11 protein-coding genes and 1 pseudogene are annotated in these 14,087 nt (G+C 59.1%); 5 read left to right on the top strand and 7 right to left on the bottom strand.

The window, feature by feature from the left end; all coding sequences use genetic code 11:
- Nucleotides 1-177: 177 nt before the first annotated feature.
- Nucleotides 178-1,608 (top strand): exodeoxyribonuclease I, encoded by a 1,431-nt coding sequence (gene sbcB, locus LOY43_RS22145; RefSeq protein ID WP_258708726.1) that lies wholly within the window; start codon nucleotides 178-180, stop codon nucleotides 1,606-1,608.
- Nucleotides 1,609-1,704: 96 nt separating this feature from the next.
- On the opposite strand, the gene mvaT is transcribed toward sbcB, so the two are convergent.
- On the bottom strand, nucleotides 1,705-2,082 hold the full coding sequence (gene mvaT / locus LOY43_RS22140) for a histone-like nucleoid-structuring protein MvaT (protein WP_007912775.1): 378 nt from the start codon (nucleotides 2,080-2,082) through the stop codon (nucleotides 1,705-1,707).
- A gap of 336 nt (nucleotides 2,083-2,418) precedes the next feature.
- Here mvaT and purU point away from each other — a divergent pair, with 336 nt between their 5' ends.
- Together purU and LOY43_RS22130 are read left to right on the top strand one after the other, a co-directional pair.
- Nucleotides 2,419-3,267 carry a formyltetrahydrofolate deformylase gene (purU, locus tag LOY43_RS22135; protein WP_007912774.1) on the top strand — a complete coding sequence of 283 codons (849 nt, stop codon included), beginning with the start codon at nucleotides 2,419-2,421 and terminating at the stop codon, nucleotides 3,265-3,267.
- 84 nt (nucleotides 3,268-3,351) lie between these two features.
- Nucleotides 3,352-3,528: a hypothetical protein gene (locus LOY43_RS22130; RefSeq protein ID WP_258708725.1), complete on the top strand. Its 177-nt coding sequence runs from the start codon at nucleotides 3,352-3,354 to the stop codon at nucleotides 3,526-3,528.
- Nucleotides 3,529-3,576: 48 nt separating this feature from the next.
- On the opposite strand, the gene LOY43_RS22125 is transcribed toward LOY43_RS22130, so the two are convergent.
- The 5 genes and pseudogenes from LOY43_RS22125 to LOY43_RS28945 form a co-directional block, all read right to left on the bottom strand.
- Nucleotides 3,577-4,572, bottom strand: coding sequence for a lysylphosphatidylglycerol synthase transmembrane domain-containing protein (locus LOY43_RS22125; RefSeq protein WP_258708724.1), 996 nt, complete (start codon nucleotides 4,570-4,572; stop codon nucleotides 3,577-3,579).
- The gene (locus LOY43_RS22120) at nucleotides 4,569-5,345 is read right to left on the bottom strand and encodes a polysaccharide deacetylase family protein (protein ID WP_258708723.1); all 777 of its coding nucleotides are present in this window, start codon (nucleotides 5,343-5,345) and stop codon (nucleotides 4,569-4,571) included. The genes LOY43_RS22125 and LOY43_RS22120 overlap by 4 nt, the downstream gene beginning before the upstream one ends.
- The gene (locus tag LOY43_RS22115) at nucleotides 5,338-6,450 is read right to left on the bottom strand and encodes a glycosyltransferase family 1 protein (protein ID WP_095048388.1); all 1,113 of its coding nucleotides are present in this window, start codon (nucleotides 6,448-6,450) and stop codon (nucleotides 5,338-5,340) included. The genes LOY43_RS22120 and LOY43_RS22115 overlap by 8 nt, the downstream gene beginning before the upstream one ends.
- A 370-nt stretch (nucleotides 6,451-6,820) precedes the next feature.
- A complete protein-coding gene (locus LOY43_RS28950) occupies nucleotides 6,821-7,585 on the bottom strand; it encodes a methyl-accepting chemotaxis protein (protein ID WP_408980846.1) in 765 nt (254 codons plus the stop codon).
- Between the two features lie 93 nt (nucleotides 7,586-7,678).
- Nucleotides 7,679-8,710, bottom strand: a pseudogene (locus tag LOY43_RS28945) (cache domain-containing protein); the annotation flags it as partial.
- Nucleotides 8,711-8,900: 190 nt separating this feature from the next.
- Here LOY43_RS28945 and LOY43_RS22105 point away from each other — a divergent pair.
- Nucleotides 8,901-10,388 (top strand): helicase HerA-like domain-containing protein, encoded by a 1,488-nt coding sequence (locus tag LOY43_RS22105; protein ID WP_095048387.1) that lies wholly within the window; start codon nucleotides 8,901-8,903, stop codon nucleotides 10,386-10,388.
- A gap of 124 nt (nucleotides 10,389-10,512) precedes the next feature.
- Here the strand turns inward: LOY43_RS22105 and LOY43_RS22100 are convergent, their stop codons facing one another.
- Entirely contained in the window at nucleotides 10,513-10,968 is a 456-nt protein-coding gene (locus LOY43_RS22100) for a DUF721 domain-containing protein (protein ID WP_016983197.1), read from the bottom strand.
- Between the two features lie 308 nt (nucleotides 10,969-11,276).
- On the opposite strand from LOY43_RS22100, the gene secA reads away from it, so the two are divergent.
- On the top strand, nucleotides 11,277-14,012 hold the full coding sequence (secA, locus tag LOY43_RS22095; RefSeq protein WP_258708721.1) for a preprotein translocase subunit SecA: 2,736 nt from the start codon (nucleotides 11,277-11,279) through the stop codon (nucleotides 14,010-14,012).
- Nucleotides 14,013-14,087 lie beyond the last annotated feature (75 nt).

Below are 14,087 nucleotides of genomic sequence, written 5' to 3'. Positions count from 1 at the left end.
TACCTGGTGTTCGCCTGTTCGGGGTGCAAGTGAGGTCGATGCTAGCAGCCTCTCGGGGGAAAACGACATAACTATGTATTGCACATCGTGAAGTACGAAGTGTTTGAATGACACGAGGCTGGCCGCGAGCGCGGTCGAGCGCCTAGACTTTGCCGATCTTCTGTTCAGGAACCGCCCGTGACTTCAATCTTCTGGTACGACTACGAAACCACTGGCATCAATCCGCGAAACGACCGCCCACTGCAAGTGGCCGGAATTCGCACCGACCATGCGCTCAACGAGATCGACGAGCCGGTCAACCTCTATTGTCAGCCCAGCGAAGACATCCTGCCGCATCCGGCGGCCTGCGCGATTACCGGCATCACCCCGAGCCAGTTGGCCGAAAAAGGCTTGAGCGAGGCTGATTTCATGACGCGGGTGCATGCCCAACTGGCGGCCCCCGGCACCTGTGGCGCGGGTTACAACACCCTGCGTTTCGACGACGAGATGACCCGTTACAGCCTGTATCGCAACTTTTTCGACCCGTACGCCCGGGAGTGGCAGGGCGGTAACAGTCGCTGGGATCTGATCGATGTGGTGCGCGCTGCTTATGCGCTGCGTCCTGACGGCCTGGTCTGGCCGACCGATGACGAAGGTCGGGTGACGCTCAAGCTAGAACGCCTGACCGCCGCGAACAATATCGATCACGGGCATGCCCACGAAGCGTTGTCGGATGTGCGCGCGACCATTGCACTGGCACGGTTGATCCGCGAGAAACAGCCAAAACTCTATGACTGGCTGTTCCAGTTGCGTAGCAAGCAAAAGGTCATGGATCAGATTCGTCTGCTGCAGCCACTGGTGCATATTTCCGGGCGTTTCTCGGCCGCGCGCAGTTATGTCGGTGTGGTGCTGCCATTAGCCTGGCATCCAAAAAACCGTAACGCCTTGATCGTCTGCGATCTGCACCTCGACCCGCAGGGGTTGCTCGATCTGGACGCGCAGACCCTGCGCCAGCGTTTGTACACGCGTCGTGATGATTTGCTGGAAGGCGAATTGCCGGTGCCGCTCAAGCTGATTCACATCAACCGTTGTCCGGTGGTGGCGCCGCTTGCGGTTTTGCGCGCGCAGGATCAGCAACGTATGGGGCTGGACATGGCGCTTTATCAACAGCGAGCACTGCGGCTAACTGACGCACAGCAAGTTTGGAAAGATAAAGTTGCAGAGATTTATGTCAGCGAAGATTTCATTCCGAGCGAGGATCCGGAACAACAGTTGTACGACGGATTTATCGGTGACCGTGACCGACGTCTATGTGAGCAAGTGAGGAGCGCTGACCCGGCACAACTAGCGCAAGAGCAATGGCCTTTCGATGACGAACGTTTGCCTGAATTACTCTTTCGATATCGCGCACGCAACTTTCCCGAGACGTTGAATTTCGAAGAGCAAGAACGCTGGAGAATATTTTGTCAGCAGCGTTTGTCCACGCCTGAGTGCGGCGCACCGAATACCTTGAAATCTTTTAGCGAGGCGGCCGAGCAATGGTCGATTAATGCCACGCCGATGCAGAGTGAGGTGCTCAATGAATGGCAGAATTATGTCCAGGCATTGCGCAAACGTTTGAATCTTTGAATTCGAACATGACCGGGCTTAAATCCCGGGCATAAAAAAACGCCAGCATTCGCTGGCGTTTGTTTTTCGCGGATCGCTCTGCGAAGACGTTGCGGCTTAGCCCAGCAGGGTAGCCCAGCCTTCAACCACGTCACCGCCCCACTTGGCTTTCCACTCTTTCAGAGTTTTGTGGTTGCCACCTTTGGTTTCGATGACTTCGCCGTTGTGCGGGTTTTTGTATTGTTTAACTTTGCGAGCACGCTTGGTGCCGGTAGTTTTTACTGCGCCGCCGCGTACTGCTTTGGTTTTAGCTTCCGGATCCAGCAGCGCGATGATGTCACGCAGGGATTTGGAGTATTCGCCCATCAGGGTGCGCAGTTTGCCTTCGAATTCCAGCTCGGCTTGCAGTTTGTCGTCTTGGGACAGGTTCTTCAAACGGGCTTGCAGCTCTTTGATGGCTTCTTCGGTGGCGCGATATTCGTTGATCAAGGACATGATTACTACCTTAGTAGAGTGCGGGATGGCAGGTGGACAGTGCCGCAATAATAGTCAGGCTGTTTCATCAAGTAAACATTTAACCAGGGTTTTTATTTAAATTAGTTACGAGAAACTGCTCTCTATTGAATATTCAGTTAAATAGTGTGATCGAGTCATCACAGATATTCACAGTTGTCTGATCAAGCGATCCCGCAGGATCAGTACCAGTCTGTCGGTTACTCATCAAGAATCCGTAGCACTGAGCCTGGCGCCTCCCGCTGCTGATCAATACTGCAGTTTTCCTGCGCAGCCGCTAGAATGGCGGCCTTTGCGAAGTTCTGGAGTTTCCCCCTCATGCGCACTTTTCGGCTGGTGATATCTTGCCCGGACCGCGTTGGCATTGTTGCCAAAGTCAGTAATTTTCTGGCAGCCCACAACGGCTGGATCACCGAAGCGAGCCACCACTCGGACAACCAGGTGGGCTGGTTCTTCATGCGTCACGAAATTCGTGCCGATTCGCTGCCTTTCGGTATTGAAGTGCTGCGCGAGAAGTTTGCGCCGATCGCCGAAGAGTTCTCGATGGACTGGCGCATCACCGACACCGAGCAGAAAAAACGCGTTGTGCTGATGGCCAGCCGCGAATCGCACTGCCTCGCGGACTTGCTGCACCGCTGGCACAGCGATGAACTGGACTGCGAAATCTCCTGCGTGATTTCCAACCACGACGACCTGCGCAGCATGGTCGAGTGGCACGGCATTCCTTATTACCACGTCCCGGTCAATCCGCAGGACAAGCAACCGGCATTCGACGAAGTGTCGCGTCTGGTCAAACAGCACGATGCCGAAGTGGTGGTCCTGGCGCGTTACATGCAGATCCTGCCGCCAGACATGTGCCGCGAATACGCGCACAAGGTCATCAACATTCACCACAGCTTCCTGCCGTCGTTCGTGGGTGCCAAGCCGTATCACCAGGCGTCGCTGCGTGGCGTGAAGCTGATCGGCGCGACCTGCCACTACGTGACCGAAGAGCTGGACGCCGGCCCGATCATCGAGCAGGACGTGGTGCGTGTCAGCCACAGTGACAGTATCGAAGACATGGTGCGTTTCGGTCGTGATGTCGAGAAAATGGTGCTGGCTCGTGGCCTGCGTTATCACCTCGAAGACCGCGTGCTGGTGCACGGCAACAAGACTGTGGTGTTCTGATCTCAACCACACGGGCTTGAAAAACCAAGGGTCTGGGCGTTCAATCGTCCAGACCCTTTTTCATTTCAGCAGTGAGGATAAGCCATGGCCGATCCACTGGACAAAGCCACTTCCAAAGCGCCGGCGACGTTGGGCGAAGGGTGTTTGAGTCGATATGATCCCGAGGACATGAGCCCGGAGGATGGCACCGAGTTTCCCGGCGCTGCGGAATTGTGGGAACAATTGCAAGAGAAGTCCAGCGACAACAAAGACGATACCTGAAGCGCGATCATGCAGGCGCAGCCGAAGGCGCGGGCCGCGACCGGACAATCAAGCCTGCCCCACCTTCATCAATTTCCTCAACAGCGGCCGGCCCAGCATCAACAAAAACACCGGCCCCCCGACCAGCAGATAAAAGTAATACGTCACCACCCGCCAAATCAGAATCGCTGCCGCAGCGGTGGATTTCCCCACCATCGGCGCCAGCAACGCTGCCGCCGTCAACTCCGCCGCCCCCGCGCCGCCCGGCAGCAGGCTGAATTGCCCGGCGCCCAGTGAAAGCATCTGCACCAGAAAACTCCACGCCCACTGCAAGTCCGCGCCCAGCCCGCGTAGCGCCAGATACAGCACGCTGTAGCGCAGCAACCAATGCACACAGGTCAGGGCGAATACTTTGATCAAAGTTTGCCAGGGCAGCTTCAACGTATCGGTAAACGCCGCGAGAAAATGCAGCAACTTGCGCGCCCAGCGGCGGCGGGTACTGGCCTTGACGTTCATCCTTGCCAACAGGCGACCGCTCAGGCGGATCAAGGTGCGGTGATAGCGCGCGACCAGCACACAACTGAATAAACCGCCGAACAGCGAAATCGCACTGACGGTCAGCAACCACTCGAGGCGATCGCTGAGGTGCTGGAACAGCGCATAAATCAAAATGCCGCTGAGGGCGCAGAGAAAGAACAGCAAATCGCTGAGCTGATCCATGGCAAACACCGCGCTGCCCCGCGCCGGCCGCACGCCCGATCGGGCCAACAGGGCCATGATCGTCAACGGCCCGCCGCTGCCACCGGGAGTCGCGCAGTAGGCGAATTCGGCGGCCATCACTACACCAAGGCTTTGCAGCGGCGTGACGCGCTCGCGCTGATCGCCGAGTAGCAGGCGCAGACGCAAGGTATTGACGCCCCAGCAAAGCAGGATCATGCCGAACATGATCAACAGCCAGTGCAACGGGAAACTCTGCAGCCGCGCCCAGGTGTCGCCGCCACCCAGCACAACCGGAATCAGCACCGCCGCGAGCAGGCCGATCAGCAAGAGAATGCCGCGACTCATGCGGCGCTTCCCAGTTGACCGCGCTGTTGGGCGAGCCAGTGGATTTTGGTCATCGGTACGCGTCCTTCTCTCAGTAGTCGTTCGAGGGTGTGCAGCCAGTAATCACGGGAAAAGCCGTGGCGCATGTCCACGGGATGCAAGCCTAGACGAATCACCGACGCCCGACGCCAACGCTGTTGACGCTGCTCGCTGACAATCTTCGACAGACCCCTTCGCCAGGCGCTGCGAGCGCTCCAGACCAGACCCGGCGCATCGATCGCGGTGAAATCCGGCAACCGATACAGATGCTGCGGATCGCTGGTGTAGCGCAGGGGCAGCTCGCGCAGGGCCTGGCGGGTGCCGTCGCTCATCAACCACGCCGGGGCAACGAAACCGTGCAGTGGCCAGTCGTGGCGCTGGAAGACTTCGATGCCGGTGCGCAGGCGAGCGAGGGCGGTTTCACGAGACAAACGGTAAAACTCCCCCTCATGGGTGTAAACGCGGCGCATGAACCAGTCGTGCGGCGTCGTCGGGCCGGGCTCCTGGTCATCGTGGAAATAACCATGCAACGCCAACTCATCGCCACGGGCGACGCGCTCATCGAGCCGTCGGCAAAATGCCGGGTGATCGTCGAGGACATTGTGCCGGTGGAAATTCGGAACGACCAGCCACGTCATCGGCACGTTGCCCAAGGCGTCGACGGCCTCGACAAACGGCTGGTAATCCGCCCACGTCGACGGAGCGACGTCGTGCAGCACCAGCAACACGGCGCGGTTGTTCATCGATTCAAGCATTGGCCACCTTGGGCAGCGTATGTCCGAGTACGGCGTGATAGTGGCCCAACAAACTGTCGACCACCGTATCCCACGCATAGTGGGTTTCGACATGCTGGCGCGCCTGTGTGCCAAGTTTGCTACAGCCGCGACTGAACAGTTCCCGCACGGCATTGGCCATCGCTTGCGGGTTGTTCGGTGCGCACAGGAGGCCGCAGGAATCAGTGACGATCTCTTCGAAAGCCCCGGCGGCCACGGCCACCACGGGAATGCCGCAGGCCATGGCTTCGAGGATCACCAGGCCGAAGGTTTCCTGGTCGCCGGCATGCAGCAAGGCATCCGCACTGGCCATCAACTGCGCGACGCGTGGCGCGGGGCAGAATTCGTCGATCACACTGACGTTTTCCGGCACAGCGGTGGGCATCGACGAACCGACCAGTAGCAGGTGATAGCGCGGGCCGAGGCGTTGCATGCATTTGAGCAATACCGGCAGGTTTTTCTCTTTCGAGCCGCGTCCGGCAAAAATCAGCAGCCGGGTGTCTTCGGCGATGCCCAGTTCTGCACGCAGTTGCGGGTCGCGGGCTTTGGGGTGAAAGGTTTGCAGGTCGACGCCCAGCGGTTGCACGAACACATTGCGTACACCGAGGCCGCTGAGCTTGTCGGCCATGATCTGACTGGGCGCCAAAACCCGATCGAAGTTGCCGTAAAGCCTGGTGACATACGCCTCGATATTCGGTGTGACCCAATGGCCCATGCGATTGCCGATCAGCAAGGGCAGATCCGAGTGATAGAAACCGATTACCGGCACATCCAGCTGTCGTCGCGCATCAAGGGCGGCCCAGGCGGTCAGATAAGGGTCGCCGACTTCGATCAGATCGGGCTGTAAATCCTGCAGGACGTTTCGCCATGGCGCGAGGCGAAGGGGGAATCGATAGCCTTTGCCGAAGGGCAGGGCGGGGGCGGGAACCGTGTAAACGCCGTCGTGTTCGCCGAAGTGCGCACCGGGAATCAGCAGGCTGTGGCGGGTACCGGATTTGACTCCGAGCCGGCGGTGTTTGGCATCCAGATAAGTACGCACGCCGCCGCTGGCCGGGGCGTAGAACATGGTGATGTCGGCGATATGCACGGTGATCAACCCTCCGTTGCGTGGTTCTCCCTTGGTTGACCTTTATCAAGAATAGATGTTCGGTCGGGATTGCGCGGCCCCCTCACCCTAACCCTCTCCCAGAGGGAGAGGGGATTGACCGAGGTGGATGTTGGAGGTACGCCGACTTGAGAGACCTGAGTCGAACTCAGGTTTTGAACAGCACGAAGATCGGCTCCCTTTCCCCACACCATTTTGAGGGAGAGGGACTGACCGAGATGTTTGGGTTTTATGCATCGACCGGAAAGTCTTCAGTCGAACTCAGGTTTTGAGGAACATGAAGATCTGCTCCCTTTCCCCCTCGCCCCCCCTGGGGGAGAGGGCTGGGGTGAGGGGGTAAGGCTCTTGATCTTCAGATGCGGAAACTGCCAACCAGTTGTTTCAGACGCGAAGCCTGCTGCTCCAGGTCCGAACACGCGCGCAACGTCGCCTGCAAGTTCTCCACGCCTTCCTGGTTCAGCGTGTTGATCTCGGTGATGTCGACGTTGATCGACTCCACCACAGCCGTCTGCTCTTCGGTCGCGGTGGCCACCGACTGGTTCATCCCGTCGATCTCGCCAATGCGCTGGGTCACGCTGTTCAAGCGCTCCCCGGCAAGGTTGGCAATCTCGACGCTGTCCTGGCTGTGACGCTGGCTGTCGCTCATGGTGCTCACCGATTCACGGGCGCCGACTTGCAGTTCCTCGATCATGTTCTGCACCTGTTGCGCCGATTCCTGGGTGCGGTGCGCCAGATTGCGCACTTCATCCGCCACCACGGCAAAGCCCCGGCCGGCTTCACCGGCACGTGCCGCTTCAATGGCCGCGTTGAGCGCCAAGAGGTTGGTCTGTTGGGAAATGCTGGTGATCACTTCGAGAATCTGGCCGATGTTCACGGTTTTGCTATTCAGCGACTCGATGTTGCTGCTCGACGCGCTGAGCATGCTCGACAGTTGATTCATCGCCTTGATGCTGCGATCCACCACTTGCTGGCCGTCTTCAGCCAGACCGCGCGCGTCGCTGGCCTGATTCGAAGCCTGGGCGGCGTTGCGGGCGATTTCCTGCGCCGCGGCGCCGAGTTGGTTGATCGCCGCGGCGACACTGCTGGTGCGTGAGGCTTGTTGGTCAGAGTTGTACATCGATGAGTTCGATGCCGCGACCACGCGCAGGGCGACTTCGTTAACCTGGCCGGTGGCCGACGACACTTCGCGGATCGAGCCGTGAATACGCTCGACGAAACGGTTGAATGCGGTACCGAGCACGCCAAATTCATCGTTATTGACGATGGTCAGGCGTTTGGTCAGGTCGCCTTCGCCATCGGCGATGTCTTCCATGGCGCGGGTCATCACGTGCAGCGGCTGGATCAGCAGGCGGATCAGCATGCCGAGCAGGGCAATGATGATTGCCACGGCAATCACGGTCGCGATCACTGCCGAGGTGCGGAATTCGCTGAGCATCGCAAAGGCCTGATCCTTGTCCACCGACAGGCCGATGTACCAGTTCACCGACGGCAGGCCTTTGATCGGCGCGAAGGTGACGATGCGGGTCTTGCCATCGACGGTGACTTCGCTGAAGTCGCTGCTGATGCGCGGGGTGTCCTGTGGATAGGCTTCTTTCAGTGATTTCATCACCAAGGCCTTGTCCGGGTGCACGAGGATCTTGCCGTCGGCGCTGACCAGGAACACATAGCCCATGCCGTCGAAGTCCCGGGCGGCGAGGGTGTCGACCAGCGATTGCAGGCTCAGGTCGCCGCCAACCACACCCACGCTCTGGCCGGCCTTTTTCGAGGCAGTGGCGATGGAAATGATCAACTGGCCGGTAGCAGCGTCGATGTACGGTTCGGTCAGGGTCGAGGTGCTGCTGCCCTCGGCACCTTTGTACCAAGGGCGCACGCGCGGATCGAAACCGTCGGGCATCTTGGTGTCCGGACGGATGGTGAAGTGCCCGGTGGCATCGCCCAGATAGGTCGCCATGAACGTCGAGGTCAGGCTTTTCTGTTCCAGCAGACTGGCGACGTTGGCGGGCTCGGGGTTGATGGCGATGTTTTGGGCGGCGTTCTCGATCAGTAGAATGCGGCCGCTGAGCCAGGTCTGGATATTGCCGGCAGTGACCTCGCCCATCTCGTTGAGATAGTTGTTCAGGTCATCGCGGATCGCATTGCGCTGTAACCAGTCGTTGTACAAGGTAAACGAGGCGAAGGCGGCGATGACGATGAGGGCGGCGGCAAGCAAAATTTTATGGCTGAAGCGCAGATTTTTGTTCATGGCTTGGGGTTCCGCTAAGGTCTTAATGTCCAGGGCATGCTTTTATAGAAGCGCGCAAAATGGGCAAGGGTGAAAACAAGCTGATATTTCCGTCTCTCCTTAGGGAAATGTCCGGCCTGACTTGTGGTCGGGGTCTCTCACTCCTCTTTATCGGCCATGCGCAATCAAAGATTAACCATTGGGTGACAAAATGCCTGACTCCTCGCAACTCGTAATCGGCGCTGATCTCGCAGGCCAACAGATCGCTCAGGCCATGCGCCTGGCCAACCGCCACGGACTGGTCGCGGGCGCCACCGGTACCGGTAAAACCGTCACTTTGCAGCGTTTGGCCGAGGCGTTTAGCGACGCCGGGGTCGCGGTATTTGCCGCCGACATAAAGGGTGATCTGTGTGGCCTCGGTGCGGCGGGCAATCCGCAGGGCAAGGTGGCCGAGCGCATTGCCGGGATGCCGTGGCTCAACCACAAGCCGCAGGCCTATCCGGTGACCTTGTGGGACATCCACGGCGAGTCCGGTCATCCGTTGCGCACCACGTTGAGCGAAATGGGCCCGTTGCTGATCGGCAGCTTGCTGGAACTGACCGACAGTCAGCAGTCGGCGCTATATGCAGCCTTCAAGGTCGCCGATCGCGAAGGCCTGTTGCTGCTGGACTTGAAGGATCTGAAAGCGCTGCTCAATCACCTCAAGGACAATCCGCAGCTGTTGGGTGAAGACGCGGCGCTGATGACCACCGGTTCCAGTCAGGCGCTGCTACGCCGTCTGGCGATCCTTGAGCAGCAGGGCGCCGAAGCCTTGTTCGGCGAACCGGCACTGCAACTTGAAGACATTCTGCAACCGACCGCCGATGGTCGCGGGCGCATTCATTTGCTCGATGCCAGCCGTCTGGTGCACGAGGCGCCGAAGGTCTACGCGACGTTCCTGTTGTGGTTGCTGGCCGAGTTGTTCGAGCAGTTGCCGGAGCGCGGCGATGCCGACAAACCGCTGCTGGCGCTGTTTTTCGATGAGGCGCATTTGCTCTTTGGCGACACACCCAAGGCGCTGCAGGAGCGGCTCGAACAAGTGGTGCGCTTGATCCGTTCCAAAGGGGTTGGCGTGTATTTCGTCACGCAGTCGCCGGCGGACTTGCCCGATGACGTGCTGGCGCAGCTCGGCCTGCGCATTCAGCATGGCTTGCGCGCCTTTACCGCCAAAGAGCAGAAATCCCTGCGCGCGGTGGCGGACGGCTTCCGGCCGAATCCGGCGTTTGACAGTTTGTCGGTGCTGACCGAGTTGGGGATTGGCGAAGCGTTGGTCGGCACGCTGACCGAGAAAGGCACGCCGGAAATGGTTCAGCGCGGGCTGGTGGCGCCACCGCAGTCGCGAATCGGGCCGCTGACGGAAACCGAGCGCACGCTGTTGATTGCGGGTTCGCCGTTCAAGGGGCGCTATGACAAGCCGATCGATCGTGAGTCGGCGTATGAAATTCTGATGGGGCGTAAAGGGCTGGCGCCGGAGGCCGAGGTGCCAGCGGGTAAGCCAGCAGATGAAGAGCCGAGCCTGGCCGACAGGGCAGGGGAGTTTCTCGGGACGGCAGCCGGGCAGGCGCTTAAGTCGGCGATGCGCCAGGCAGCCAATAACCTCGGTAAGCAATTGGTGCGCGGCTTGATGGGCTCTTTACTCGGTGGCAGCAAACGCCGCTGATCTAATGTAGGAGTGAGCCTGCTCGCGAAAGCGGTGTGTCATTCAACTTCAATGTTATCTGACACAACCTCTTCGCGAGCAGGCTCGCTCCCACATTAAATAATTATTCACGTTCGGATAGCGCTCAGGTCTTGGCTTTGGCGTGCGCCGCAAGGCGTTCCAGCGCCGCACGCAGATTCGGATCAGTGATCCCGTCCGCTGTGGCCTGAATCGTAGCCGCCGCATCCGTGGACAAATCCATCGTGTGCCCGGCCGCCCCGCGCTGCACTGTAGGCGGCTGCACCTTGAACAGAATCCGCGTCAAACTGGCGAACTCATCAAACATCTGCAGCTGCCTCTGCAAGCGTTTTTGCTGATAACGCAGACGTGTGGCCCAATGGCCATCGGTGACAATCAGCAACAGACTGCCCTCACGCCACGACGCTACATGGCAATGTTCACGGGCGGCGGGTTGCAGTTGGCTTTCGAGCAGACGCTGCAAATGCCCCAGTCGTTGGGCATGGCCGAGGATGGCTTTGAGCGGCTTGGCTTCGCGCAGGAGAACGGCGGGTGCTCTGGCCGTAAGAGGGCGAAATGCCATGATCGAACACCTGAAGTAACAGAAACGCCATGGTAGCAGAAAGGCCGAAATCACTCGCCCATTGCTTTTGCCCTCGCTTTGCCCATTAAATCAACGACTAACTTCTGCCTTGTATGACTTGAAGTTGAGCAAAACGCCCCTATTTTAAGTGAGCCCCGTCAAAGCGCAGTGCCAGCATCGTGGAACATCGCCACTTTCCTCACTTCCGTTTCCGGGTAGAATGCTCGTTCGCATGCGGCCATGAGGGCTGCACGGGCGACGCTCACGGGGCCGCCCTCCATCCCTTTAGTGTGGAAGATCCTGCCGATATGTTTGCGCCTTTGTTAAAGAAACTTTTTGGAAGCAAGAACGAGCGTGAAGTCAAACGCATGCTCAAGACGGTGCAGCTCGTCAATGCCTTCGAAGAGCAAATGGTGGCCCTTTCGGACGATCAATTGCGCGCCAAGACCGCTGAGTTCAAGGCCCGCATCGCCAAAGGGGAAACCCTCGACAAGCTGTTGCCAGAAGCCTTTGCGGTCGCCCGCGAAGCCGGCAAGCGCATCATGGGTATGCGCCACTTCGACGTACAGCTCGTCGGTGGCATGACCTTGCACGAAGGCAAGATCGCCGAAATGCGCACCGGTGAGGGTAAAACCCTCGTAGCGACCCTGGGTGTTTACCTCAACGCACTGTCCGGCAAGGGCGTGCACGTTGTGACGGTGAACGACTACCTGGCGCGTCGTGACGCCAACTGGATGCGCCCGCTGTATGAATTCCTCGGCCTGACCGTCGGCGTCGTGACGCCGTTCCAGCCGCCGGAAGAGAAGCGTCTGGCCTACGCCGCCGACATCACCTACGGCACCAACAACGAATTCGGTTTCGACTACCTGCGCGACAACATGGCGTTCAGCATGGAAGAAAAATTCCAGCGCGAACTCAACTTTGCCGTGATCGACGAAGTCGACTCCATCCTCATCGACGAAGCGCGTACCCCGCTGATCATTTCCGGTCAGGCCGAGGACAGCTCCAAGCTGTACATGGAGATCAATAAACTGATCCCGCAGTTGGAACTGCACGTTGAAGAAGTCGAAGGCGAAGTCACCAAGGCTGGCCACTACACCGTTGACGAGAAGACCCGTCAGGTCGAACTCAACGAAGCCGGTCACCAGTTCATCGAAGACATGCTCACCCGCGTCGGCCTGCTGGCTGAAGGCGAGAGCCTGTACTCGGCACACAACCTGGGCCTGCTGACCCACGTGTATGCCGGTCTGCGTGCGCACAAGCTGTTCAATCGCAACATTGAATACATCGTGCAGGATGGTCAGGTCGTACTGGTCGACGAACACACCGGTCGTACCATGCCGGGTCGTCGTTTGTCCGAAGGCCTGCACCAGGCCATCGAAGCCAAGGAAGGCCTGAACATTCAGGCCGAGAGCCAGACTCTGGCCTCGACCACCTTCCAGAACTACTTCCGTCTGTACACCAAGCTGTCCGGCATGACCGGTACCGCCGACACCGAAGCGTTCGAATTCCACCAGATCTATGGTCTGGAAGTCATGGTTATTCCGCCGAACAAACCGTTGGCGCGTAAAGACTTCAACGACCTGGTGTTCCTGACCGCCGAAGAGAAATACGCGGCGATCGTTGCGGACATCAAGGAAAGCATGGCGGCCGGTCGTCCGGTGCTGGTGGGTACTGCCACCATCGAAACCTCCGAGCACATGTCCGCATTGCTCGTGAAGGAAGGCATCGAACACAAGGTTCTGAACGCCAAGTTCCACGAAAAAGAAGCCGAGATCATCGCGCAGGCCGGTCGTCCGGGCGCCCTGACTATCGCCACCAACATGGCCGGTCGTGGTACCGACATCCTGTTGGGCGGTAACTGGGAAGTTGAAGTCGCGTCGCTGGAAAACCCGACCCCTGAGCAGATTGCCCAGATCAAGGCCGACTGGCAGAAGCGCCACCAGCAAGTGCTGGAATCCGGCGGTTTGCAGGTGATTGCCTCCGAGCGTCACGAATCCCGTCGTATCGACAACCAGCTGCGTGGCCGTGCCGGCCGTCAGGGTGACGCCGGTTCCAGCCGCTTTTACCTGTCGCTGGAAGACAGCCTGATGCGCATCTTCGCTTCTGATCGAGTGAAGAACTTCATGAAAGCCCTGGGCATGCAGCCGGGCGAAGCGATCGAGCACCGCATGGTGACCAACGCGATCGAGAAGGCGCAGCGCAAGGTTGAAGGCCGCAACTTCGATATCCGTAAGCAACTGCTCGAGTTCGATGACGTCAACAACGAACAGCGTAAAGTGATCTATCACATGCGTAACACGTTGCTGGCCGCCGACAACATCGGTGAAACCATCGCCGATTTCCGTCAGGACGTGCTCAACGCCACCGTCAGCGCGCACATTCCGCCGCAGTCGCTGCCTGAGCAGTGGGACGTGGCCGGTCTGGAAGCTTCGATTGCCAGCGACTTCGGCGTGACACTGCCGATCCAGCAGTGGCTCGACGATGACGATCACCTGTACGAAGAAACCCTGCGCGAGAAGCTCATGACCGAGCTGATGGCGGCGTACAACGAGAAAGAAGACCAGGCCGGTGCCGACGCACTGCGCTCGTTCGAGAAGCAAATCGTACTGCGCGTGCTGGACGACCTGTGGAAAGACCACCTGTCGACCATGGATCACCTGCGTCACGGTATCCACCTGCGTGGTTACGCTCAGAAGAACCCGAAGCAGGAATACAAGCGCGAGTCGTTCACGCTGTTCTCCGAACTGCTCGACTCGATCAAGCGCGACTCGATCCGTGTGCTGTCGCACGTTCAGGTGCGCCGCGAAGATCCGGAAGCCGAAGAGCAACGTCTGCGTCAGGAAGCCGAAGCACTGGCCGCCCGCATGCAGTTCGAACACGCCGAGGCCCCAGGTCTGGAGCAACCGGAAGTTCTCGGTGAAGAGGTCGATGTGGCCCTCGCCACCGCGCCGGTTCGCAACGAGCAGAAGCTGGGCCGCAACGAACTGTGCTACTGCGGTTCGGGCAAGAAATTCAAGCATTGCCACGGGCAGATCCAGTAAACCCCGTTTCAATCGCTGAAATACCCGCGCCGCGACCGGCTCCTGCCGTCGCGGCGTTTTGCCATTTAAACCACC

The organism is Pseudomonas sp. B21-041, assembly GCF_024748675.1.
Lineage (GTDB): Bacteria > Pseudomonadota > Gammaproteobacteria > Pseudomonadales > Pseudomonadaceae > Aquipseudomonas > Aquipseudomonas neuropathica.
This window is presented reverse-complemented; position numbering and strand designations above follow the sequence as displayed.